General features: G+C 73.7%; 17 protein-coding genes. 10 read left to right on the forward strand and 7 right to left on the reverse strand.

The window, feature by feature from the left end:
• Nucleotides 1–136 precede the first annotated feature (136 nt).
• Nucleotides 137–304 carry a hypothetical protein gene (locus ACIRST_RS04910; protein ID WP_396552074.1) on the reverse strand — a complete coding sequence of 56 codons (168 nt, stop codon included), beginning with the start codon at nt 302–304 and terminating at the stop codon, nt 137–139.
• Here ACIRST_RS04910 and ACIRST_RS04915 point away from each other — a divergent pair.
• Nucleotides 303–3755: a S8 family serine peptidase gene (locus ACIRST_RS04915; RefSeq protein WP_402800099.1), complete on the forward strand. Its 3453-nt coding sequence runs from the start codon at nt 303–305 to the stop codon at nt 3753–3755. The two genes, ACIRST_RS04910 and ACIRST_RS04915, sit on opposite strands and share 2 nt — an antisense overlap.
• A 138-nt stretch (nt 3756–3893) precedes the next feature.
• Nucleotides 3894–4874, forward strand: coding sequence for an alpha/beta hydrolase (locus ACIRST_RS04920; protein ID WP_350525358.1), 981 nt, complete (start codon nt 3894–3896; stop codon nt 4872–4874).
• A gap of 145 nt (nt 4875–5019) precedes the next feature.
• On the opposite strand, the gene ACIRST_RS04925 is transcribed toward ACIRST_RS04920, so the two are convergent.
• The 4 genes from ACIRST_RS04925 to ACIRST_RS04940 form a co-directional block, all read right to left on the reverse strand.
• Complete coding sequence (locus tag ACIRST_RS04925; RefSeq protein ID WP_402800101.1) at nt 5020–5532, reverse strand: hypothetical protein; 513 nt, start codon at nt 5530–5532, stop codon at nt 5020–5022.
• Nucleotides 5533–5582: 50 nt separating this feature from the next.
• Nucleotides 5583–7103: a VWA domain-containing protein gene (locus ACIRST_RS04930; RefSeq protein ID WP_402800103.1), complete on the reverse strand. Its 1521-nt coding sequence runs from the start codon at nt 7101–7103 to the stop codon at nt 5583–5585.
• On the reverse strand, nt 7100–7990 hold the full coding sequence (locus ACIRST_RS04935) for an AAA family ATPase (RefSeq protein WP_402800104.1): 891 nt from the start codon (nt 7988–7990) through the stop codon (nt 7100–7102). The genes ACIRST_RS04930 and ACIRST_RS04935 overlap by 4 nt, the downstream gene beginning before the upstream one ends.
• 168 nt (nt 7991–8158) lie before the next feature.
• Complete coding sequence (locus ACIRST_RS04940) at nt 8159–8827, reverse strand: Tat pathway signal sequence domain protein (protein ID WP_350525354.1); 669 nt, start codon at nt 8825–8827, stop codon at nt 8159–8161.
• 560 nt (nt 8828–9387) lie between these two features.
• Here ACIRST_RS04940 and ACIRST_RS04945 point away from each other — a divergent pair.
• From ACIRST_RS04945 to ACIRST_RS04955, 3 genes are all read left to right on the forward strand, one after another.
• Nucleotides 9388–10254: a TetR/AcrR family transcriptional regulator gene (locus tag ACIRST_RS04945; RefSeq protein WP_350525353.1), complete on the forward strand. Its 867-nt coding sequence runs from the start codon at nt 9388–9390 to the stop codon at nt 10252–10254.
• Nucleotides 10255–10394: 140 nt separating this feature from the next.
• Nucleotides 10395–11048, forward strand: a complete 654-nt coding sequence (locus ACIRST_RS04950; RefSeq protein WP_402800107.1) for a DUF6230 family protein — start codon at nt 10395–10397, stop codon at nt 11046–11048.
• 2 nt (nt 11049–11050) lie between these two features.
• On the forward strand, nt 11051–11590 hold the full coding sequence (locus ACIRST_RS04955; RefSeq protein ID WP_396552066.1) for a DUF6114 domain-containing protein: 540 nt from the start codon (nt 11051–11053) through the stop codon (nt 11588–11590).
• A gap of 126 nt (nt 11591–11716) precedes the next feature.
• Here the strand turns inward: ACIRST_RS04955 and ACIRST_RS04960 are convergent, their stop codons facing one another.
• The gene (locus ACIRST_RS04960) at nt 11717–12820 is read right to left on the reverse strand and encodes an NAD(P)-dependent alcohol dehydrogenase (RefSeq protein ID WP_402800109.1); all 1104 of its coding nucleotides are present in this window, start codon (nt 12818–12820) and stop codon (nt 11717–11719) included.
• A 216-nt stretch (nt 12821–13036) separates the two neighbouring features.
• Between ACIRST_RS04960 and ACIRST_RS04965 the strand changes: the two genes are divergently transcribed.
• Complete coding sequence (locus ACIRST_RS04965; RefSeq protein ID WP_402800110.1) at nt 13037–13933, forward strand: helix-turn-helix domain-containing protein; 897 nt, start codon at nt 13037–13039, stop codon at nt 13931–13933.
• A 136-nt stretch (nt 13934–14069) separates the two neighbouring features.
• A complete protein-coding gene (locus tag ACIRST_RS04970; RefSeq protein WP_402800111.1) occupies nt 14070–15362 on the forward strand; it encodes a globin domain-containing protein in 1293 nt (430 codons plus the stop codon).
• 4 nt (nt 15363–15366) lie between these two features.
• On the opposite strand, the gene ACIRST_RS04975 is transcribed toward ACIRST_RS04970, so the two are convergent.
• The gene (locus tag ACIRST_RS04975) at nt 15367–16770 is read right to left on the reverse strand and encodes a selenium-binding protein SBP56-related protein (RefSeq protein ID WP_402800112.1); all 1404 of its coding nucleotides are present in this window, start codon (nt 16768–16770) and stop codon (nt 15367–15369) included.
• Nucleotides 16771–17064: 294 nt separating this feature from the next.
• Here ACIRST_RS04975 and ACIRST_RS04980 point away from each other — a divergent pair, with 294 nt between their 5' ends.
• The 3 genes from ACIRST_RS04980 (at nt 17065) to ACIRST_RS04990 (ending at nt 19967) form a co-directional block, all read left to right on the forward strand.
• Complete coding sequence (locus ACIRST_RS04980) at nt 17065–18036, forward strand: alpha/beta hydrolase (RefSeq protein WP_402800114.1); 972 nt, start codon at nt 17065–17067, stop codon at nt 18034–18036.
• Between the two features lie 116 nt (nt 18037–18152).
• Nucleotides 18153–18947, forward strand: coding sequence for a spermidine synthase (locus ACIRST_RS04985; RefSeq protein ID WP_402800154.1), 795 nt, complete (start codon nt 18153–18155; stop codon nt 18945–18947).
• 162 nt (nt 18948–19109) lie between these two features.
• The gene (locus ACIRST_RS04990; RefSeq protein ID WP_350525345.1) at nt 19110–19967 is read left to right on the forward strand and encodes a class I SAM-dependent methyltransferase; all 858 of its coding nucleotides are present in this window, start codon (nt 19110–19112) and stop codon (nt 19965–19967) included.
• The last annotated feature ends 108 nt before the right edge of the window (nt 19968–20075 follow it).

A 20075-nucleotide genomic window follows, 5' to 3' on the forward strand; every position in this document is an offset into this window, starting at 1 on the left:
CAAATGGTCAACCCGGTGGCGGGGTTTCGCCAGTGTCCGGAGTTCGCCACGGGAATCCCCGGCGCAGCGGCATCCCGTTCCGCACAGGGCCGATCGGCTGAAAGATGCGGATTCGGCCCGATTTCCGCCACGAATTTTACTGAGTGATGGTCAACTTTACTTTCTGATGGGTATTTACCCCCTTGTCGTGATCGCGCTCAGCTGAGTTGGATTGCGTCAGCCATTCATCAGACGAAAGGATGTCCATGATCGGCTGGCGGAAAGCCCAGCTAACAGCTGCCGTCACGGTCACCGCCGCGTCCATGGTCCTGAGCCTCGGGACCATCGCCGACGCAGCGCCGAACCCGGATCCGCAGAACGCCCAGGCGGCGTCCGCGGACGGGGCCCCGGCACCGGTGATCGTGATCCTGAAGGACCAGATCGCGGACGCCCCGGCCGACCACGGCCACCTCGGCGCCCGTCAGCAGAAGACCGCCTCCGCGCAGGCGCCGCTGCTGAACAAGGTCAAGGCGGGCGGCGGCACCGACATCAAGACCTTCGTGGTCGGCAACGCCTTCTCGGCGACCGTCAGCCCCGCTCTGCGCGCCCAGCTGCAGGCCGACCCGGCCGTCGCCGCCGTGGTGGCCGACGCCCAGGTCCAGGTCGCCCCGGCGTCCGCCGGCAAGGCGAAGCAGGCCAAGGACGCCGCCGACTCCGCGAACGCCGCCGGCGCGAAGGCGCCCAAGGCCGCCGCCGCTCCGCAGGCCGTCTCGGGCAGCAACGGCCAGGGCGCGGAGGAGAACGCGACCAACACGGCGTGCCCCTCCGACCCGAGCAAGCCCCTGCTGGAGCCCGAGGGCCTGTACTCGGTCCGGGCCTACACCGGCAACGGCAAGCCCGGCGTGGAGAACCTGGCCACCGGCAAGGGCGTCAAGGTCGCCTACATCGCGGACGGCCTCGACCCGAACAACCCGGACTTCATCCGGGCCGACGGCTCGCACGCCGTCGTCGACTACAAGGACTTCGCGGGCGACGGCTGGGACGCGCCGACCGGTGCCGCCGAGGCCTTCGGCGACGCCTCGGCGGTCATCGCCCAGGGCCGCCAGGTCTACGACGTCTCGCAGTTCGTCAACCCCTCGCACCCGCTGCCGGCGGGCTGCAACATCCGCATCCGCGGCCTCGCCCCGGACGCCGACCTGGTCGCCCTGAAGGCCGGCGGCGAGCTGATGTCCAACTCGTCGATCCTGCAGTCGATCGACTACGCGGTGCGGGTCGCCCACGTCGACGTGCTGAACGAGTCCTTCGGCGGCAACGTCACCCCGGACAGCGGCGCGCACGACACCATCTCGCTCTTCAACGAGCAGGCCGTCAAGGCCGGTGTGACCGTCGCCGTCTCCTCCGGTGACGCCGGCATCAGCGGCACCGTCGGCACGCCGTCGACCGACCCGTCCGTGATCTCGGTCGGCGCCTCCACCGACAACCAGAACTACCAGCAGACCGGCTACGCGGCCGCCCAGTTCTCCAACAAGACCTGGAGCAACAGCCGCATCTCCGCGCTCTCCTCGGGCGGCTTCACCCAGGCCGGCCGCACCGTCGACCTGGTCGCCCCGGGCGAGTCGGACTGGGCGCTGTGCACCCCGGACACCGCCAAGTACGAGGACTGCACGGGCTTCAACGGCAAGCCCTCGCCGATCCAGCCCTTCGGCGGCACCAGCCAGGCCGCCCCGTTCGTCACCGGCGCCGCGGCCCTGGTCATCCAGGCCTACCGCGACACCCACGGCGGCGACTCGCCGGCCCCGGCGCTGGTGAAGAAGTTCCTCACCGGCACCGCCACCGACCTCGGCGTCCCGGCCGAGGAGCAGGGCGCCGGCCTGCTGAACGTCCGCGCCGCCGTCGAGGCCGCCCGCGGCTACGACGACGGGGACGGCACCGACGGCGCCAACACCGTCGTGGTCAACACCGGCCAGGTCGACATCGCCGGCACCCCCGGCTCGGCCCACACCGCCGACGTGTCCGTCACCAACACCAGTGACGAGCCCCAGACGGTGAGCGCCGCGACCCGCAGCTTCGCCCCGCAGGCGAGCAACCAGCAGACCGTCCAGCTGGACTCGGCCTCGACGGACACCTTCAAGTACGCCACCAACGGTACGGACTGGGTGCAGAAGCAGGTCAAGTTCACCGTCCCGGCCGGTGCCGACCGCCTCGCGGCGTCGATCGCCTGGCACGGCGCGCCCAACCCGGTCACCAACGGCCCGGTGGTCCGCATGACGCTGCTCGACCCGTCGGGCCGCTTCGAGACCAACACCCGTCCGCAGGGCGGCGCCACCCCGGCGAACTTCGGCCTGGTGGACGTCCCGCACCCGGTCGCCGGCGAGTGGACCGCGATCCTCTACACCCCGGCGGGCAAGGCCGGCTTCACCGGCCCGGTCCAGTTCGGCACCGCCACCCAGCGGGCCGTCCCGGCCGGCGCGGTGAGCCCGAGCACCGCCGAGCTGAAGCCCGGTCAGACCAAGACCCTCAAGGTCCAGCTGACCACCCCGGCGACCAGCGGTGACTCCAGCGAGGCGATCACCGTCTCCAGCTCCAACGGCAACACCACCAGCGTGCCGGTCACGCTGCGCAGCCTCGTCCCGGTCAACCAGGGCAAGGGCACCTTCACCGGCACCATCACCGGTGGCAACGGCCGCAGCGCCTCGCCGACGCAGGGCTTCACCTACGGCTTCGACGTCCCGAAGGGCCAGAAGGACCTGCGGGTCGGCGTCACCGTCGGCAAGGACTCCAACCTGCTCATGCAGGGCGCGCTGATCAGCCCGAACGGCACCCCGATCGACATCGAGGGCAACGGCCTGTTCGACGCCCAGGGCAACCTGACCGGCACCGCGGCCGGCGTCTCGGCCACCACCGTCAACCCGGCCGCCGGCCGCTGGCGGTTCGTCCTGAACGTGCTCGGCCCGGTCAGCGGCCAGCAGCTCGCCCAGGACTTCACCGGCACCGTCGCGTTCAACCAGGACCAGGCCACCGCGGCCGGTCTGCCGAACGACGCGCACACCAAGCTGGCGGCCGGCAAGCCGGTCACCGTCCAGGTGAACTACACCAACAACACCGTCGCCACCCAGAAGATCGCGGCCGACGGTCGCCTGGACCGCCGGGTGGACGTGCCGCTGGTGCCGCAGGGCGCCTCGGCGAACGTCAACCTGCCGCTGAGCCTCAGCTCCACGGTGCCGTCCTTCCTGGTGCCGCCGGGCACCGACCAGCTCAAGGCCGTGGCGGCGTCCTCGACGCCGGCGCAGATCGAGCTGAGCGCCACCACCGGCTCGCCGGACCTGTTCGGCGACCTGAAGAAGGCCCAGAACGGCTCCACCATCTCGGTCGTGACCGACAACGGCACCGCCGAGCAGCCGGTCGTCCCGGGCAACTGGAGCACCTTCGTCCAGCAGATCGGCCCGTTCGGCACCGGCGGCGCGCCGACCGGCACGTCCACCATCACGGCCACCGCGCACACCCAGGCCTTCGACCCGGCGCTGGCCTCCAGCACCGGTGACCCGTACGCCGCCTCGGTGAACGCCTCGGCCCAGGCCGCCACTCCGGTGACCGTCGCCCCCGGCGCCACCGGCTCGCTGCAGGTGACGCTGACCCCGACCGGCCCGAAGGGCAGCACGGTCAAGGGCGTGCTGTACCTGGTGTCCGGCCCGACCGGGGTGGCCACCACCAACAACGTCCTGAACACCACCGGTGCGGTGCTCGCGGCGATTCCGTACAGCTACACGGTGAACTGACGCTCCGTCACTGAACCGAAGGCCGAGGCCGTCCCGGATTCCCGGGGCGGCCTCGGCTGCTTCCCGCCGGAGGGTGGACGCGGGGTTCCGGGGCCGGGCGGCTGGGCAGGTTCGGGAACGGACGGACGTTCTTGAGGAATGGGGAACCACGTGTCGTACGAGGCCGTCAAGCACAGCGACGTCGAGGTGAACGGGGTACGGCTGCACCTGGCCGAGCAGGGGGAGGGGCCGCTGGTCCTGCTGCTGCACGGCTTCCCGGAGAGCTGGTACTCCTGGCGCCACCAGTTCGGGCCGCTCGCCGAGGCCGGCTACCGGGTGGTGGCGCCCGACCAGCGCGGCTACGCCCGCAGCGAGCAGCCCGCGAGCGTGGACGCCTACACCCTGCTGCACCTGGTCGGCGACGTGACGGCGCTGATCGGCGCGCTCGGGGAGGAACGGGCGGTGGTGGTCGGGCACGACTGGGGCGCCCCCGTCGCCTGGGCCACCGCGGCCCTGCGGCCCGACCTGGTGCGCGGCGTCGCCGGGCTGAGCGTGCCGCCGCTGCCGTCCGGGCCGACACCGCTGGCGCTGTCCCGGGAGCGGTTCGGCGAGGGCTTCTACCAGATCTACTTCCAGGAGCCGGGCCGGGCCGACGCCGAGCTGGCGGCCGACCCCAAGTCCTCCTTCCGCCGCATCCTCGGCGGGATCTCCCGCGACGGGGAACCGAGGGCGTGGGTCGTCCCCGAGGGCATGAAGCTGCTGGACACCGTCCCGGAACCGGCGCGGCTGCCGGGCTGGCTCACCGAGGCGGACATCGACGCCTTCGCGGCCGACTACGCCCGGCACGGCGAGCGCGCCTTCACCGGGGGACTCAACTGGTACCGCAACATCGACCGGAACAACGAGCTGATGGCGGCGTTCACCGGCCGCCGGATCGAGGCGCCCGCGCTGTACGTGACCGGTGAGCAGGACCTGGTCAACGCGATGGTCCCGCGCGAGGTGATGGCGTACCTGCTCCAGCAGGTGACGCCGCGGCTGCACCGGCACCTCCGGCTCCCGGACACCGGGCACTGGACGCAGCAGGAGCGCCCGGCCGAGGTCAACGAGGCGCTGCTGGACTTCCTCGGCTCGCTGGACTGACGGCCCGCTCCCGGGCGGCCGCAGGCCGGCCGCCCGGGCCGGGTCGGTGCCCCGGGCCGGGTCGGTGCCCCGGGCCGGGTCGGTGCCCCGGGCCCGGTCGGTCCGCCGGGCACGGACGCGGTTTTCAGGCATGGGCGGACCGCGGTCACGCCCCGGTGCGCGGCGCGGGCGGCGGAAGCTCGGTGAGCGGATCCTCGGCGAGATGGACGGGGTGCGCGAGCGCGTTCCCGTAGGCGGCCCAGGGGAAGACGAACGGTCCGATGGCGAGGTCGCCCCAGGCGGGGCGGTGGGGCTGACGGAAGCCGGACCACGCGACGGTGCCGCCGTCGGCGGTGATGCGGGTCAGCAGCGGCCAGCACTCCCAGATGCCGCACGGACAGCCCAGGACGGCGGTCGCCCCCGTCCGCCGGTCCCGGGCCTCCGGGAGGGCGGCGCCGAGGAAGTGGCGCACCGGGTCGCCCAGGTGCCGCTCCGTCATCCCGGCGTACTGGTGGAACAGGAAGTCCTCGGTGTCCTCCGGCGTCCGCTCGTCGTGGCTGTCCTCCCGCCGCCAGCAGGGGCGGACGGCGTCCGCGGCGAGGACGCGCAGGTCGGTCCCGTCGACGCGCAGGCCCCACGACCTCTCGGAGGTGTACGTGAAGAACTCGATGTCGTGCACGGGGCCATGATGGCGGTCCGGCCCGGAGGGCCGGGAGCCGGGGGCGCGGCTCAGACCGGCAGGAGGCGGGCGATGAGCTCGCCGAGGCGGCGGGCGTTGCGGCACGGGTGCATGTCGACGACGTCCGCGTAGGCGTGGGCGGCGGAGTCGCCGGTGGACCACAGGGAGGCCTGCTCGGGGTTGAGCCAGATGACCCGCCGCGCCCGGCCGGCGATCCGGCGCAGGGCGTCGAGGTTGGGGTCGCGGTGGTTGGTGCGGGCGTCGCCGAGCACCAGGACGCAGGTGCGCGGGCCGACGGCGTCGAGGTGGTGGTCGGCGAAGCCGCCGAGGGCGGAGCCGTAGTCACTGTTGCCGTGGTAGCCGGTGACCTGGGCCTGGCCGAGGATCCGGGCGGCCAGCCGGGCCGGGTCGTCGCCGTTCCGGAGCAGGTCGGTGACCTCGGCGGTGCGGTTGACGAAGGCGAACACCCGGACCTTGCTGAACTGTTCGCTCATCGCCTGCACCAGCAGCATGGTGAAGTCGGCGAAGCCCGCCACCGAGCCGGAGACGTCGCACAGCAGCACCAGCTCCGGCCGGGCCGGGCGGCGCAGCCGGTGGGCCGGGCGCAGCGGCACGCCGCCGGTGCCGAGGGAGCGGCGCAGGGTGCGGCGCAGGTCGATGTGGCCGCGGGCGGCGCGGCGGCGCCGGGCGGCCAGGCGGGTGGCGAGCTTGCGGGCCAACGGGTGGACGGTGCGGCGCAGTTCGGCGAGCTGGTCGCGGCCGGCGTAGAGGAAGTCGATCCGGTCGGCGGTCGGGGCGACGGCGCGCTCGGCGATCCGCTCGGGGCCGCGCAGCTCGGCGACCCGCCGGCGGGCCTCGCCGGCGACCAGGGCGCGGAAGTCGCGGATCCGGCGGCGGACCTCGTCGGCGAGGACGAGGTCGGAGAGGTCCGCCGTGCCCGGCCCGCTGCGCAGGGCGGCGAGGATCCGGGCGAGCAGGGTGTCCGGGTTGATCCGGCCGAGCGCCTGCTGGGCGGACCAGCCGTCGGAGCCGGGCGCGCCGCCGGCGCCGTACCGGCCGAAGGCCTCCACGACCTCGCCGGCGAGCCGGGCCTGGGCGGCGCGGTCGTCGGCGGCGAGGGCGGCGGCGAGGCGTTCGCGCAGGTCGTCGCGGAGCGGGTCGGGGCGGCCGAAGCGCGGTGGCTCGGGGTCCTCGGGCACCGGCGGCGGGTCGGTGCGGAAGGCTTCGGGCGTGCCGACGCCGAGGGGGAAGAAGAGGTCGAAGGTGGCGTCGAAGACGGTCCGCTGGCCGTCGGAGCGCAGCAGGGCGGCGGCCAGACCGGCCCGCATCTGCTCACGGTCGGCGAAGCCGAGGACGTCGAGGACGGCGGCGGCGTCGACGGTCTCGGCGGGGCCGATCCGCAGTCCGTGGCCGCGCAGGGCGCGGACCAGGCCGGTGAGGCGGGCGGCGGTGTCGGCGGGGCCCGCTGCTCCGGTCGCGGGCGCCGGCGTCGTGCCTGCTGTTGTGGCACCTGGTGCCGTCGTGCCTGCTGCCGTCGTGCCGGCTTCGGCGGGCTGCGGTGCGCCGGTCATGCCGGGGTGAGCTTCCGGGTGGCCTTCCGGATGTCGTCCTGGTGCTTGAGGATCACCCCGAGGGTGTCGCGGACGGCCGCCTCGTCGAGGGTGTCCGCGCCGAGGGCGAGCAGGGTGCGGGCCCAGTCGATGGTCTCGGCGACGGACGGCGCCTTGCGCAGCTCCATCGCGCGCAGCGCGCCGACGATCCGGACCAGCGATTCGGCCAGCGTGTCGTCCAGTCCGGGCACCTTGAGGCGGACGATCCGGCGCTCCAGCTCGGCGTCCGGGTAGTCGAGGTGGAGGAAGAGGCAGCGGCGGCGCAGGGCCTCGGAGAGCTCGCGGGTGGCGTTGGAGGTGAGCAGGACGAAGGGGCGGCGGCTCGCGGTGATGGTGCCGAGCTCGGGGACGGTGACCTGGAAGTCGCTGAGCACCTCCAGCAGCAGCGCCTCGACCTCCACGTCGGCCTTGTCCATCTCGTCGATCAGCAGCACCGTCGGCTCCTCGCCGCGGATCGCGGTGAGCAGCGGGCGGGTGAGCAGGTACTCCTCGCCGAAGATGTCGCCGCGGGCCTCGTCCCAGCTCTCGTCGCGGCCGGCGGTGATCCGCAGCAGCTGCTTGGCGTGGTTCCACTCGTAGAGCGCGCGGGCCTCGTCGATGCCCTCGTAGCACTGGAGCCGGACCAGCCTGGCCCGGCCGATCGCGGCGACGGCCTTGGCGAGTTCGGTCTTGCCGACCCCGGCGGGGCCCTCGACGAGCAGCGGCTTGCCGAGCCGGTCCGCGAGGAAGACGGTGGTGGCGACGGCGGTGGAGGCGAGGTAGCCGGTGGCGGCGAGCTGTTCGGCGGCGTCCGCGACCGAGGTGAAGAAGCCCGTGCCGTCGCCGTTCCCGCTGCTGCCGCTGGTCATCCGCCTGCCCCGTTCCGGTTCGCCGTCTCCGTGCGGCGCCACCCTACCGGCCGGTCACTTCCTTGTCGCGGGGGTCGGGGCCGTGTGGCGGGCGCCTCCGGGCGTGGCGGAGCGGCGTACGGCCTGCCGGGGCCGTACGCCGCGGGTCGAACCGGTGGGCCCGCTGCGTCAGTTGACGAAGATGACCGGGCTGCCGGCGACGGAGGTGTCGGTGACCGGGCCGTAGGTGGCGCTGAAGTAGCCCGTCGAGAAGCACAGGCCGGGGCCGGAGACCAGGGTGAACGGCTGGGCGGAGAATCCGATGGTGTTGCCGGTGTTCGAGGTGGTGCCGTTGATCCCGGTGGCGTTCTGGTAGTTGCAGCTGATGCTGCCCAGGATGGTGCTGAGCACCACGGTGGTGCCCATCGGGCCGGCTGCGCCGGGGGTGAGCTTGACCGGGTTGCCGGGGGCGTCGCTGACCGTGTTGGTGAACGGCAGGTTGGTGACGGTGATGCTCCTGACGCCCGTGACGCCGAGGACGTTGGAGGTGCAGGAGCCGAAGGTCTGGGTGTTGAGCTGCTCGACGGCGCTGCCCGGGGCGGCCGGGTTGGAGGTGACGGTCGCCGAGAAGGAGGAGGCGGCGCACTTGATGCCGCTCGTCCCGGTGGCGCTGTTGTAGAAGGTGGCGAAGCCGCCGGAGACCAGGTTGGCACTCAGGACGTCGCCGACGGCGACGGCCGGGCCGGCCGGGCTTCCGGTGGTGAGTACGGCGGTGGCGGCCTCGGCGGGTGCCACGGCCGCGCCGGTGAGGGCGAGTGCGGCGAGGGCGGCGGTGGCGAGGGTGCGGCGGATGCGCATGAGGGTACCTCTCTCCGTCCCGGGGACGGGTGGGGGGAATCCCGGCGTGCGGGTGTGGTGGTGTGCACGACGGGGGAGGTGCATGGCGTACCGGGGGCTCCGGCGGGGCCGCGGTGCGGGCGGGCCCGGCGCCACGGGCCCGCTCGTGCGGTACGGAGGTGTGTTCGGACGGCGGTGCACGACACAGCGGCGCTGAGGAGCGGCCCTGCGACGCGGCTCGGCGAAGTGGTCCTGCGAGGTGGCCCTGCGAAGTGGCTCTGCGCATCCGCTCCGCGAAGCCCACTGCGGAGCGTCATGTCGGAGCGGCACTGGGCAAAGGCGCTGCGCAGTGGTACTGCGCCGAGTCGTTGCGGACGTGCGGTGCTGTGGGGGTGCACGTCGGCGGCTGCCACCGCCGCGGGCCTGCGCCCGCCGTGGTCCCGTGGTCCGGGAGGTTCGCCCGGATCCTGGGAGCCCCTGGAGGTCGGCCGGTGGGGGCCTGCTCGCCCACCGGTTGGAAACCTGTCAGTGTTGTAAACCCGCTGTTGCGTCAATGTCAATACAGGACACAGGAGTTGGTGATGGATCGGAACTACCTCCGGAGTGCCGACGTGGTCCTGCTGCCCGGTGCGCGGACCGGCCGCGACCCCGCCCGGTCGATCAAGCCGGGCCCGCGCCGGCAGCCCGCCGGCGTGGTCGCCGCGACCCAGCGCGAGCGGCTGCTGGACGGGCTGGTCCAGACCGTCGCCGAACGCGGCTACCAGCACGCGACGGTGAGCGACATCTGCCGCGCGGCGGGCGTGACCAGGCCGGTCTTCTACGAGCTGTTCAGCGGCAAGGAGGACGCCTTCCTGGCGGCGCACCGGTACGGCACCGGGGTGGTGCTGCGGCGGATGGCGGGGGCCTTCGCGGCCGAATCCGACTGGTGCCACGGGATCCGGCAGGCGCTCGGCGCGATGCTCCAACTGCTCGCCGGGACACCGGCGTTCGCGACGATCGCGGTGATCGAGATCGAGGCGGTCGGCGCGGAGGGGCGGCGTGAGCGCGAACAACTCCTCACCAGGTTCCGGGCGTTCTTCGCCGAGGTCCCCCAACTGCCGGGCGGGGTACGGGTGGACGAGATGGTGGACGCGGTGGTTGGCGGCGTCTACAGCGCGCTCTACCGCGGGATCGCCTCCGGCCGGACCGATCGACTGCCCGAACTGTTGCCGGTGTTGAGCATGTTCTGCCTGGCGCCGTTCCTCGGCCCGGCGGAGGCGGCCGTCCGGCTGGGCCCGGCGGAGGAGGCCGAGGCCATCCGGCTGGGCCCGGCGGAGGCGGCCGCACGGCCCGGGGCGGCGGAGGCGCCGGTACGAACGGTCCCGGCGGAGACGGCCGAACGGCTCGGGGCCGGGATTGGTGAAGATCCTTCGTGCACCCGTATTGACCCGGCCAATACCGGGCAGTAGCTTCCCAGTTACTTACCGCGCTCCGAACCGGACCCGCCCCGCTGCCGAGGGGCGGGTGGCCCGGTCGGGCCGCGCAACGCTGTCCGCGCCAGGACAACGTGCCAGTGCCTGCACACCCAATCCACCCAGAGGGAGCACACATGGCCATGTCCGAGGACGCCGCCGCCGCGGCCGAGACCCCCCAGCCGGCCGCGCCGAGAAGAGGCCGGGTCCGGCTCAAGCGCACCGCTCTGATGGCCGTGCCGGCCATCGCGGCCGGGGGCGTCCTGATGGCGCTCACCGCCCAGGGCGTGCTCGCCGCCCAATTCTCCATCTCCGGAATGCCGTTCACCATCACCGCCGACAAGCTCGACGGACAGGGCTTCGCCCAGTTCGGCTCGCTGGACTCGATGATCCCCGACAGCCCCAACGCGGGCTCCACCGGCGGCCAGGTCCTGGTCGCGGTGTCGGCGATCAAGACCGCGCAGATCACCAACCTGTGCCAGAGCGTCGACCTCGGCGGCGTCAACCTGGTGATCCACGCGGGCGACGGCGGCACCCCCGTCTCCGCCACCAACCTCACCACCGACTCCGATCTGCTCTCCGGCGACGCGGAGTTCACCAACATCGAGATCGGCGGCGACGCCAGCACCTTCACCAAGGCCGGCCCGGTCGGCAAGGGCAACCCGGGCGTCTTCGGCCAGCAGGCCGACACAGTCCTGCTGACCAACCTCAAGCAGCACAACTACGCGAGCACCGCCGTCGGGTTCAAACTGCCCAACCTGCGGCTGAGCTTCAGCTCCCAGGGCTGCTGAGCATGACGGAGTCCGTACCGGAGCCGGCCGGGACCGGCGAGGGCACCGCGGCGCGGGCCGAGGAGGCGGTGGCCGAGGGGACGGCCGCCGCGCCCGGCACCGCCGCCGCTCCCGCCGCCGGGCCCCCCGCCCGCCCGGCCAAGCGCGACTGGCGGGGCAGGCGGCCGTTCTGGGGCGGGCTGCTGGTGCTGCTCGGCGGCGCCGAGATCCTGTTCACCCTGCGGGCCCCGCTGCCCGTCGTCCTGCACATCGGGATGCAGGGACTGGCCGGGTACCTGGTGCCGGCGGTGATGGTGCTGTGCGGCCTGCTGATCCTGTTCAACCCGGCGCAGCGGCTGTTCTACTCCATCCTCGCCGTGCTGGCCTCGCTGGGCAGCTGGGTCACGTCCAACCTGGGCGGCTTCCTGATCGGGATGCTGCTCGGGGTGGTCGGTGCCTGCCTCACCTTCGGCTGGCTGCCCGACCAGCCGCTGCGCCGGGGCCGGCAGCGGCGGCTGGACCGCCGCGAGGAGCGGCACGCGGCCAAGACCGCCTCGGTCTGACGCGGGGGCCCCGCGCCCTGGTGACGGGAGAGCACCGGGGCGCGGGGCACCTTCGCGCGGGGCCTTCGCGGCACTTTCGAGCGGAGGCGGCCGCGGACCGGACGGCCCCGACCCCCGGACCCCGGATCAGATGGTCGAGGCGTCGATCACGAAGCGGAACCGGACGTCGCCGGCCAGCACTCGCCGGTAGGCCTCGTTGATCTGCTCGGCCCGGATCAGCTCGATCTCGGCGGTGATGCCGTGCTCACCGCAGAAGTCCAGCATCTCCTGGGTCTCCGGCAGGCCGCCGATCATCGACCCGGCCAGCGAGCGGCGCCCGCCGAGCAGCGCGTGGGCGTTGACCGACACCGGCTTCTCCGGCGCGCCGACCTGCACCATCGTGCCGCCGGTGCGCAGCAGGCCCAGGTAGGCGCTGAGGTCGAGGTCGGCGGAGACGGTGTTGACGATCAGGTCGAAGCTGCCCGCCAGCTCGCCGAAGGTCGCCGGGTCGGAGGTGGCCCGGTAGTGGTCGGCGCCGAGCTTGAGGCCGTCCTCGCGCTTGCGCAGCGACTGGCTGAGCACGGTGACCTCCGCGCCCATCGCGTGGGCGAGCTTCACGCCCATGTGGCCGAGGCCGCCGAGGCCGACGATCGCGACCTTCTTGTCAGGGCCCGCGCCCCAGTGGGCGAGCGGCGAGTACAGCGTGATGCCCGCGCACAGCAGCGGCGCCGCGGCGTCCAGCGGCAGGTTGTCGGGGATGCTCAGCGCGTACGCCTCGTCCACCACCAGCTCGGTGGAGTAGCCGCCGTAGGTCGGCAGGCCGTCCTTGCCCGTGCCGTTGTAGGTGAAGACGGCGCCGCCCTCCCCGGTGCAGTACTGCTGGAGACCGGCCCGGCAGTTGTCGCACTCGCGGCAGGAGTCGACGAAGCAGCCGACGCCGACGCGGTCGCCGACCTTCCAGCGGGTCACGCCGGGGCCGACCTCGGCGACCACGCCGGCGATCTCGTGCCCGGGGACCATCGGGAAGATGCCGGTGCCCCAGTCCTCGCCGACCTGGTGGATGTCGGAGTGGCAGATGCCGGAGAACCGGATGTCGATCACGATGTCGTGCTCGCCCACGGCCCGGCGGGTGACGGTGGTCTTCGCCAGCGGGGCGTCGGGCTGCTGCGCCGCGTAGGCGGCGACGGTGCGGGTGGTGCCGGGGGTGTTCGTGGTGGTCTTCGTGGTGGTCTTCGTCGTCTCGTTCGTCATGCCCACAGACTGCGGCGCCGCGATCGGGCCAACCAGACCCGAGGTCTTCGTACGAAGCCGGGACGTAGGCGGGCCGAACGTAGGCGGGCCGGACCTACGCGGGCCGGACGTACGCGGGCCGTGCCTAGGTCGGCCGGGCCTACGTCTGCGGAGGGTACGCACGGCAGTGTCACCCTCGCCCGCCCCGGGGCGCCGGATCGCCCGCATACTGCAGACATGGACCAGCGCACCGAACTCAGCGAGTTCCTCCGATCCCGCCGCGCCCGGCTGCGGCCCGAGGACGTGGGGCTGCCGCACACCACCACCCGTCGCCGGGTGCCCGGGCTGCGCCGCGAGGAGCTGGCCCAGCTCGCCGGAGTGAGCACCGCCTACTACACCAGGCTCGAACAGGGCCACGGCGAGAACGTCTCGGTCGCCGTGCTGGACGCCATCGCCCGGGTCCTGCGGCTCAGCCCCGCCGAACGCGACCACCTCGGCCGGCTCACCAAGCCCGCCCGGCGCCGCTCCGGCCGGGCCGCCGCCCGGGTGCAGCGGGTGCGTCCCGCGCTGCAGCAGCTGCTGGACGCGATGGAGGGCGTGCCCGCGTACGTGCTGGGCCGCCGCCTGGACGTCATCGCCTGGAACCGGCTCGGCAGCGCGCTGCTGGGCGACTTCGCCGTGCTGCCGCCGGAGCAGCGCAACATGGCCTGGCAGGTCTTCCTCGACCCGGACGCCCGCCGCCTGTACGTGGACTGGGAGGGCAAGGCCAGCGACATCGTGGGCATGCTGCGGCTGGACGCCGGGCGCGACCCGGACGACCCCCACCTCGCCTCGCTGATCGGCGAACTCTCCGTCAAGAGCGAGGACTTCCGGCGCCTGTGGGCCACCTACGACATCCGGGACAAGGGCCACGGCACCAAGCGGCTGCACCACGCGGTGGTCGGCGCCCTCAGCCTGCAGTACGAGACCCTGCGCCCGACCGGTGACGCCGACCAGGTGCTGGTCGCCTACCACGCCGAACCGGGCTCGGCTTCGGCCGAGTCGCTGCGGCTGCTGGCGAGTTGGGCGGCGACCGAGTTCCAGGCCGGGACGGCGTCGGACGCGGCCGACTCCGCCACCGAGGCGTCCCGCTAGCGGCACCGGCCCGGTGGGGTGTGGGTTGCTGCGTGGCCGTCAGACCAACGCTTGGCAAGGGGTCGATGGTCCCGGGTCCGTCCGGGGCGATCGGCCCTTCTCGCGTTCGGCGGCCGCGCAGTTGACTGGACAGGACATGGACAACAGCAGCAGCACGCACCTTGCCAGCGGCACCGCCACCGCCGAGTACGACCGGCTGATCGCCCGTCACCACGCGATGCGCCTACGCCGTCGACTCCTCGCGCCGTCCGCCTCCTCCGGCGGCGACTTCGGCTACGCCGACCACGGGTCCGGTGACGGCGGGTACGACGGGTACGGCGGTGACGGCGGGAGCGGCGGGTACGACGGCGCCGCCGACCAGCACCTGATCCGGCGTGACCTCCACCTGGTCGCCCCGCTCTCCGAGCTGATCGACCACCTCTACGCGGTCATGTTCCGTCGCCGCCCCTACCTGCGCCCGCTCTTCCCCGACTCGATGGAGTTCCAGCAGACCCACCTGGAACGGATCTTCCACCACCTGATCGAGCATCTCCACCAGCCCGCCGAACTCGGCCACACGCTCCGCCAACTCGGCCGGGACCACCGGAAGTTGGGTGTCCGCCCGGTCCACTACGAGGCCTTCGAGGAAGCCCTGTGCGCGGCGATCCGCCACCGCGCCGGCGAGTACCGGACGGAGGAGCTGGAAGCCGCCTGGGTGCGGATGCTCCGCTTCGCCGTCGGCGCGATGGTCGCCGGCGCCGACTCCGCGCTCACCGAACCCCCGTACTGGCACGCCGTGGTGACCGGCCACGAACGCCGCCGCCCCGACCTCGCCGTGCTGCGGGTGCGCACCGGCGAACCGTACCCGTACCGCGCCGGACAGTACGGCACCGTCGAACACCCGGCGCTGGCGCACACCTGGCGGCAGTACTCGATGGGCTGCGCCCCGCGCGCCGACAACGAGTTGGAGTTCCACGTCCGCCGCACCGGCCCCGACGGGGTCAGCGCCGCCCTGGTCGAGCACACCGCCGTCGGCGACCGGCTGCGCCTCGGCCCGCCGCGCGGCAGCCTGCTGCCCGACGGCGACGCCCGCGACCTGCTGCTGGTCGCGGGAGGCACCGGCCTCGCCCCGATGAAGGCGATCGTCGAGCAGCAGGCCGCCCACCGGCCCCCCGGCCGCCGGGTCCACCTGTTCGTCGGCGCCCGGGACCGCGCCGACCTCTACGACTGGCAGGCGCTCGCCGAACTCGGCCTGCACAAGCCGTGGTTGACCCTCGCCCCGGTGACCGCCGGCCGCCTCGCCGACGCCGTCGCGACGGCGCGCGACTGGCGCGACCACCTGGCCTGCGTCAGCGGACCGGTCGGCATGGTCGACTCCGTCCGCCGCCGGCTGGTGGCCGCCGGACTGCCGCTGGACCGGGTCCGCTACGACCAGGCGCTGCAGCGTTGAGCGCTCACCGGAAGCAGTACGAGTCCGAGGACGCGTCGCCGCCCGCGAGGTGCGTCTGGTGGACACGCAGGCCCCGGAAGTCGGCGCCGTGCGGGAAGAACCGCTCGTCGACGCTCAGCCCGCCCGCCCCGGTGTCGGCGTCCAGCTTGACGATCCAGGGCTCGATGCCGTCCGGGTAGACCTGGTCGTCCCAGGCGCCGTAGAGGGAGTTGGTGAGGTACAGCCGCCGGCCGTCCCGGCTGATCTCCACCATCTGCGGCGCCCCGCTCAACGGCCGCCCCGGCTCGGCCGGGTGCGGCGTGCGGGCGACGACCCCGCCGAGGCGCACCGAGGAGGCGAGCCGCGGGTGGAACGGGTCCGAGACGTCGAACTGGAACAGCTCGCCGGTGCCCCAGGCCGACACGTACAGCCAGCGGTCGTCCACCGACAGGTTGATGTCGGTGACCAGCGGCGGCACCGCGCCGAACGGCTGCAGCGCGGGCGGCAGGTCCTCGGCCTTGGCGGGCTCGGCCGGGATCTCGATCACCTTGCGCGCGGTGAACGCCGGCCCGTCGCGATACCAGAGCCAGATCGAGGAGGACAGGTCCTCGACGTTCGCCACCACCCCGGCGAACCCCCACTCGGCCTGCGGGTCGTGCGCCGGACGCAGCTCCAGCACCATCTGGTACTGGTCGCCGAGGTCGATCCGCTGCAGGTGCCGGCCCGAGTCCAGCTCCCAGAAGTGCAGCGCGTGCCCGTACTTGCGGCCCAGCAGCAGCTCCGGCACCATGCCGTCCTCGACCATCCACGGGGTGCCCCACTCACTGGTCACCCCCACGTTGGTGCCCAGGTGCCACCAGACGTCGTACGCGAAGTGCTGCGGCCCGCGCTCGGTCTCCCAGGCCCGCAGCACGTCGAAGGTGGTGTGGTCGAGGATCGCCACCCCGCCCGGCCCGTCCGCGCCCCCGCCGGCGCCCAGACAGGACAGGAACACCCCGTCCGGGCCGCAGTGCAGGGTGTGCGGGCGCGAGTAGCCCGCCTTGGCCGCGAGCTCCGCGGCCTCGACGGTCTTCACCAGCCGCGGGCGCACCGGGTCCGGCCGGGTGTCCATCACGTGCAGCCGGGACGAGCGGAGGCCGGGCAGGAGCAGGAAGCGCCGCTCCGGGTTCTCGTGACAGGCGTGCGCCAGCGCACTGGAGCACGCGTTCCACCCGAAGTGATGCAACTCGTCGCCCAGCGTGGGCAGTTCGGCGAAGTTCAGGACCTTGCCGTAGGAATCCGACGCGGGATCGGTGTCCACCGTGAGCAGCGCGTCCGGCCGCCGCCCCGCCCGGTCGAACCCGGCCACGTACGCGAGCTTCTCCGGTGGCGCCGCGATGGCCTCGGAAGCCGACCGGTAGAGCGACGGATCGCTGTGCCCCTGCTGCATGCAACCTCCCCAACTCGCCTTCCCTGTGCGGGAAGCGTTCCACATCCGCACCGGCGCACAGCAGGCGCACGAGGAGGGGCGGGGAGGCGCGGAGCGTGCCCCGGGCCGGTGCGCGACGGTATCCACGGGGGGCTGCCCCGCCCACCTCCCGGCAGGCTCCGAGGGGACGGCGACCCGGCGCGGTCCGGGACTCCGCCGCGCGGCCGGTGGCTACCGGCCGGTATCGTCGTGGCTCGGAACGGGTGGTCACCTGCCGCACGGAGGCAGGCGGAGCGAAGGATCGGTGCGGCGGCGATGGAGTTTCGGGAAGACATCCTGGGTGCCCCCTACGAGGCGGCGGAGCTGGAGCTGCGTCCCGACGACGAGGGCACGGTCTGCGCGACGCTGGTGCGCCGGGTCGTGCCCGGGGCGGAGCGGGCCGTGCTGTACATCCACGGGTACAACGACTACTTCTTCCAGACCAATCTGGCCGACCACTACGCAGCGCTCGGGTTCTCCTTCTACGCGCTCGACCTGCGCAAGTACGGCCGCTCGCTGCGCCCGCACCAGTCGCCGAACTTCGTCCGGAGCCTCGCCGAGTACGACGAGGAGATCGACGAGGCGGTCCGCGTCATCCGGGAGGTGGACGGGCACCGGCAGCTGCTGCTGAACGGGCACTCCACCGGTGGGCTGGTGGCGGCGCTGTGGGCGGGGCGGCGGGCCGGCCGCGGCCTGGTGGACGGGCTGTTCCTCAACTCGCCGTTCCTGTCGATGCCGGCCTCGCAGGCCGCGCGCACCTTCGGCGGGCCCGCGGTGACGGCGATCGGCCGGCTGGCGCCGACCCGCGTCCTGCCGTCGACGATGAACCCGCACTACACGCACAGCCTGCACAAGGACCACCGGGGCGAGTGGGACTTCGACCTCACGCTGAAGCCCGCCGAGGGCTTCCCGCTGTTCGCGGGCTGGCTGTCGGCGATCCACCAGGGGCACCGGCGGCTGCGCCACGGGCTCGGGATCGACGTGCCGGTGCTGCTGATGGCCTCCACCAAGTCCATCGCCACCACCAAGTGGCACAACGCCCTGCACCACGCCGACGCCGTGCTGCGCGCCGACGACATCGCCGCGCAGGGCCCCAAGCTGGGCCGGCACGTCACGATCGTGCGGATCGAGGGCGGCATGCACGACCTGGTGCTGTCCGGCGAGAAGGCCCGCACGCAGACCTTCGCCGAGCTGGACCACTGGCTGGCCGCCTACCTGGACGTGCAGCCGGTCGGGGAGCACGCGTGACCTCCGAGCACGACGAGCCGGACGAGCACGACGGGCCGGACGAGCACGACGGGCCGGACGACCACGACGAGCCGGTGCCGGTCGGTCGGCGGACCGACCTCGGGTTCGCCAAGCTCATGCCGGACATCGACCGCGACGGCGGCTGGCTGCTGACGCTGGACGGCACCCCGCAGTCGTACGTCGACCTCGCCGACCCGACGCACCTGGAGTTCGAGTACACCCGGCGGCTCGGCCACCTCGCCGACGCGCTGGCCCCCGCCGGGCAGCCGCTGGCCGCGCTGCACCTCGGCGGCGGCGCGCTGACCCTGCCCCGCTACCTGGCCGCCACCCGGCCGGGGTCGCGGCAGCGGGTGGTGGAGGTGGACGGGCCGCTGCTGGACCTCGTCGCCGAGCACCTGCCCTGGCAGGGCCCCGGCGCGGACATCACCGCGAGCGTCGGCGACGCCCGCGCGGCGCTCGCCGACGTCCCGGCGGGCTCGCAGGACCTGGTGATCGCCGACGTCTTCCACGGCTCCCGCACCCCCGCGCACCTCACCTCGGTGGAGTTCCTGGGCCTCGCCGCGGCCGCGCTGCGCGACGGCGGCTGCTACGCGGCGAACCTGGCGGACGGCCCGCCGCTGGCCTTCGCGCGGGCGCAGGCGGCGACGGTGCGGGCGGTGTTCCCGTACGTGTGCCTGGTGGCGGAGGCGTCGGTGCTGCGCGGGCGGCGGTACGGCAACGTGCTGCTGGCCGGGTCGACGGCGCCGCTGCCGGTGGCCGAGCTGGCCCGGCTGTTCGCGGGCGACATCTTCCCGGCCCGGCTGGTGGAGGGGGACGACCTCGCGGCCCTGGTGGGCCGCACCGCACCGGTGACGGACGCCGACGCCACCGACTCGCCGCCCCCGCCGGACGGTGCCTTCAGCGTGGGCTGAGCCGCGCGTCGGGCCGGGCGGGCCGGCCCGGCCGGTGTCAGAATCGGCGGGTTCAAGCCTGCCCGAGCGCGGAGCCCACGGGGGCCCACGAAGTCACGGAGTCCACGGAGCCCGTGGGGGACTCGCGCGGAGCACGCGCGGAGCACGTCGAAGGAGCGAGCGATGACTGTCGGCGCGGACCGGCCCGAGCCGGTGGAGCGGCCCGAGTTGGAGGCGGTGCCGGAGACGGCGCTGTGGACGCTGTGGCACCGGGCGCTGGAGGCGCGCCGGCCGGACACCGTGCTCCACGACCCCGAGGCCGTCGACCTGGTCGACCGGATCGACTACCCGTTCGCGGAGCGGTTCGGCACCAACGGCACCCAGGCCCAGCTCCAGGCCCTGCGCGCGGCCTGCTTCGACCGCGAGGTGGCCGACTTCCTGGCACGGGAGCCGCGCGGCACCGTGGTCTGCCTGGGGGACGGCCTGGAGACCCAGTACTGGCGGGTCGACAACGGACGGGCGCGCTGGCTGAGCGTGGACCTGCCCGACCTGGTGGCGCTGCGGGAGAAGCTGCTGCCGCCCGGCCCGCGCCAGCGCTACCTGGCCGCCGAGGCCACCGAACTGGGGTGGGCCGACGAGGTCGACCGCAGCCGTGAGGTCCTGATCACCGCCCAGGGCCTGCTGATGTACCTCCCGCCGGCCCGGGTGAAGTCCCTGATCGCGGGCTGCGCCGAGCGGTTCCCGGGCGGCTCACTCGTGCTGGACGCCGTACCGCGCTGGTTCGGCCGGCTCACCATGAACGGGAGGATGCGGTCCCACGGCTACGGGCCGCCGCCGATGCCGTGGGCGATGGACGCGGGCGAGCGGGACAAGCTCCGCACCGCCGGTCCGGCGGTGTCGGCGGTGCGGGACGTCCGGCCGACCGGCGGACGCGGGCTCGTCGGCGCCCTGCTGCCGCTCGCCCTGACCACCCCGGGCCTGTCCGCCCGCCGCCCCTCCGTCACCGTCCTGGATTTCGCCGGGCGGCCCGACCAGCCGTAGCCACGACGACCAGCCGTAGCCACTTCGCCGGGCCGAGGCCACCACGACGGGCCGTAGCCACCACGACGGGCCGAGGCCGGGCGGGCCGTGAAATTCGCGCGCTCGACG

The organism is Kitasatospora sp. NPDC101447 (genome assembly GCF_044767225.1).
Lineage (GTDB): Bacteria > Actinomycetota > Actinomycetes > Streptomycetales > Streptomycetaceae > Kitasatospora.

Coding starts and splice junctions, on each gene's coding strand:
- ACIRST_RS04915 (WP_402800099.1), top strand. CDS start 303: ATGGTCCTGAGCCTCGGGACCATCGCCGACGCAGCGCCGAACCCGGAT.
- ACIRST_RS04910 (WP_396552074.1), bottom strand. CDS start 304: ATGGACGCGGCGGTGACCGTGACGGCAGCTGTTAGCTGGGCTTTCCGC.
- ACIRST_RS04920 (WP_350525358.1), top strand. CDS start 3,894: ATGGGGAACCACGTGTCGTACGAGGCCGTCAAGCACAGCGACGTCGAG.
- ACIRST_RS04930 (WP_402800103.1), bottom strand. CDS start 7,103: ATGACCGGCGCACCGCAGCCCGCCGAAGCCGGCACGACGGCAGCAGGC.
- ACIRST_RS04935 (WP_402800104.1), bottom strand. CDS start 7,990: ATGACCAGCGGCAGCAGCGGGAACGGCGACGGCACGGGCTTCTTCACC.
- ACIRST_RS04940 (WP_350525354.1), bottom strand. CDS start 8,827: ATGCGCATCCGCCGCACCCTCGCCACCGCCGCCCTCGCCGCACTCGCC.
- ACIRST_RS04945 (WP_350525353.1), top strand. CDS start 9,388: ATGGATCGGAACTACCTCCGGAGTGCCGACGTGGTCCTGCTGCCCGGT.
- ACIRST_RS04950 (WP_402800107.1), top strand. CDS start 10,395: ATGGCCATGTCCGAGGACGCCGCCGCCGCGGCCGAGACCCCCCAGCCG.
- ACIRST_RS04955 (WP_396552066.1), top strand. CDS start 11,051: ATGACGGAGTCCGTACCGGAGCCGGCCGGGACCGGCGAGGGCACCGCG.
- ACIRST_RS04960 (WP_402800109.1), bottom strand. CDS start 12,820: ATGACGAACGAGACGACGAAGACCACCACGAAGACCACCACGAACACC.
- ACIRST_RS04965 (WP_402800110.1), top strand. CDS start 13,037: ATGGACCAGCGCACCGAACTCAGCGAGTTCCTCCGATCCCGCCGCGCC.
- ACIRST_RS04970 (WP_402800111.1), top strand. CDS start 14,070: ATGGACAACAGCAGCAGCACGCACCTTGCCAGCGGCACCGCCACCGCC.
- ACIRST_RS04975 (WP_402800112.1), bottom strand. CDS start 16,770: ATGCAGCAGGGGCACAGCGATCCGTCGCTCTACCGGTCGGCTTCCGAG.
- ACIRST_RS04980 (WP_402800114.1), top strand. CDS start 17,065: ATGGAGTTTCGGGAAGACATCCTGGGTGCCCCCTACGAGGCGGCGGAG.
- ACIRST_RS04985 (WP_402800154.1), top strand. CDS start 18,153: ATGCCGGACATCGACCGCGACGGCGGCTGGCTGCTGACGCTGGACGGC.
- ACIRST_RS04990 (WP_350525345.1), top strand. CDS start 19,110: ATGACTGTCGGCGCGGACCGGCCCGAGCCGGTGGAGCGGCCCGAGTTG.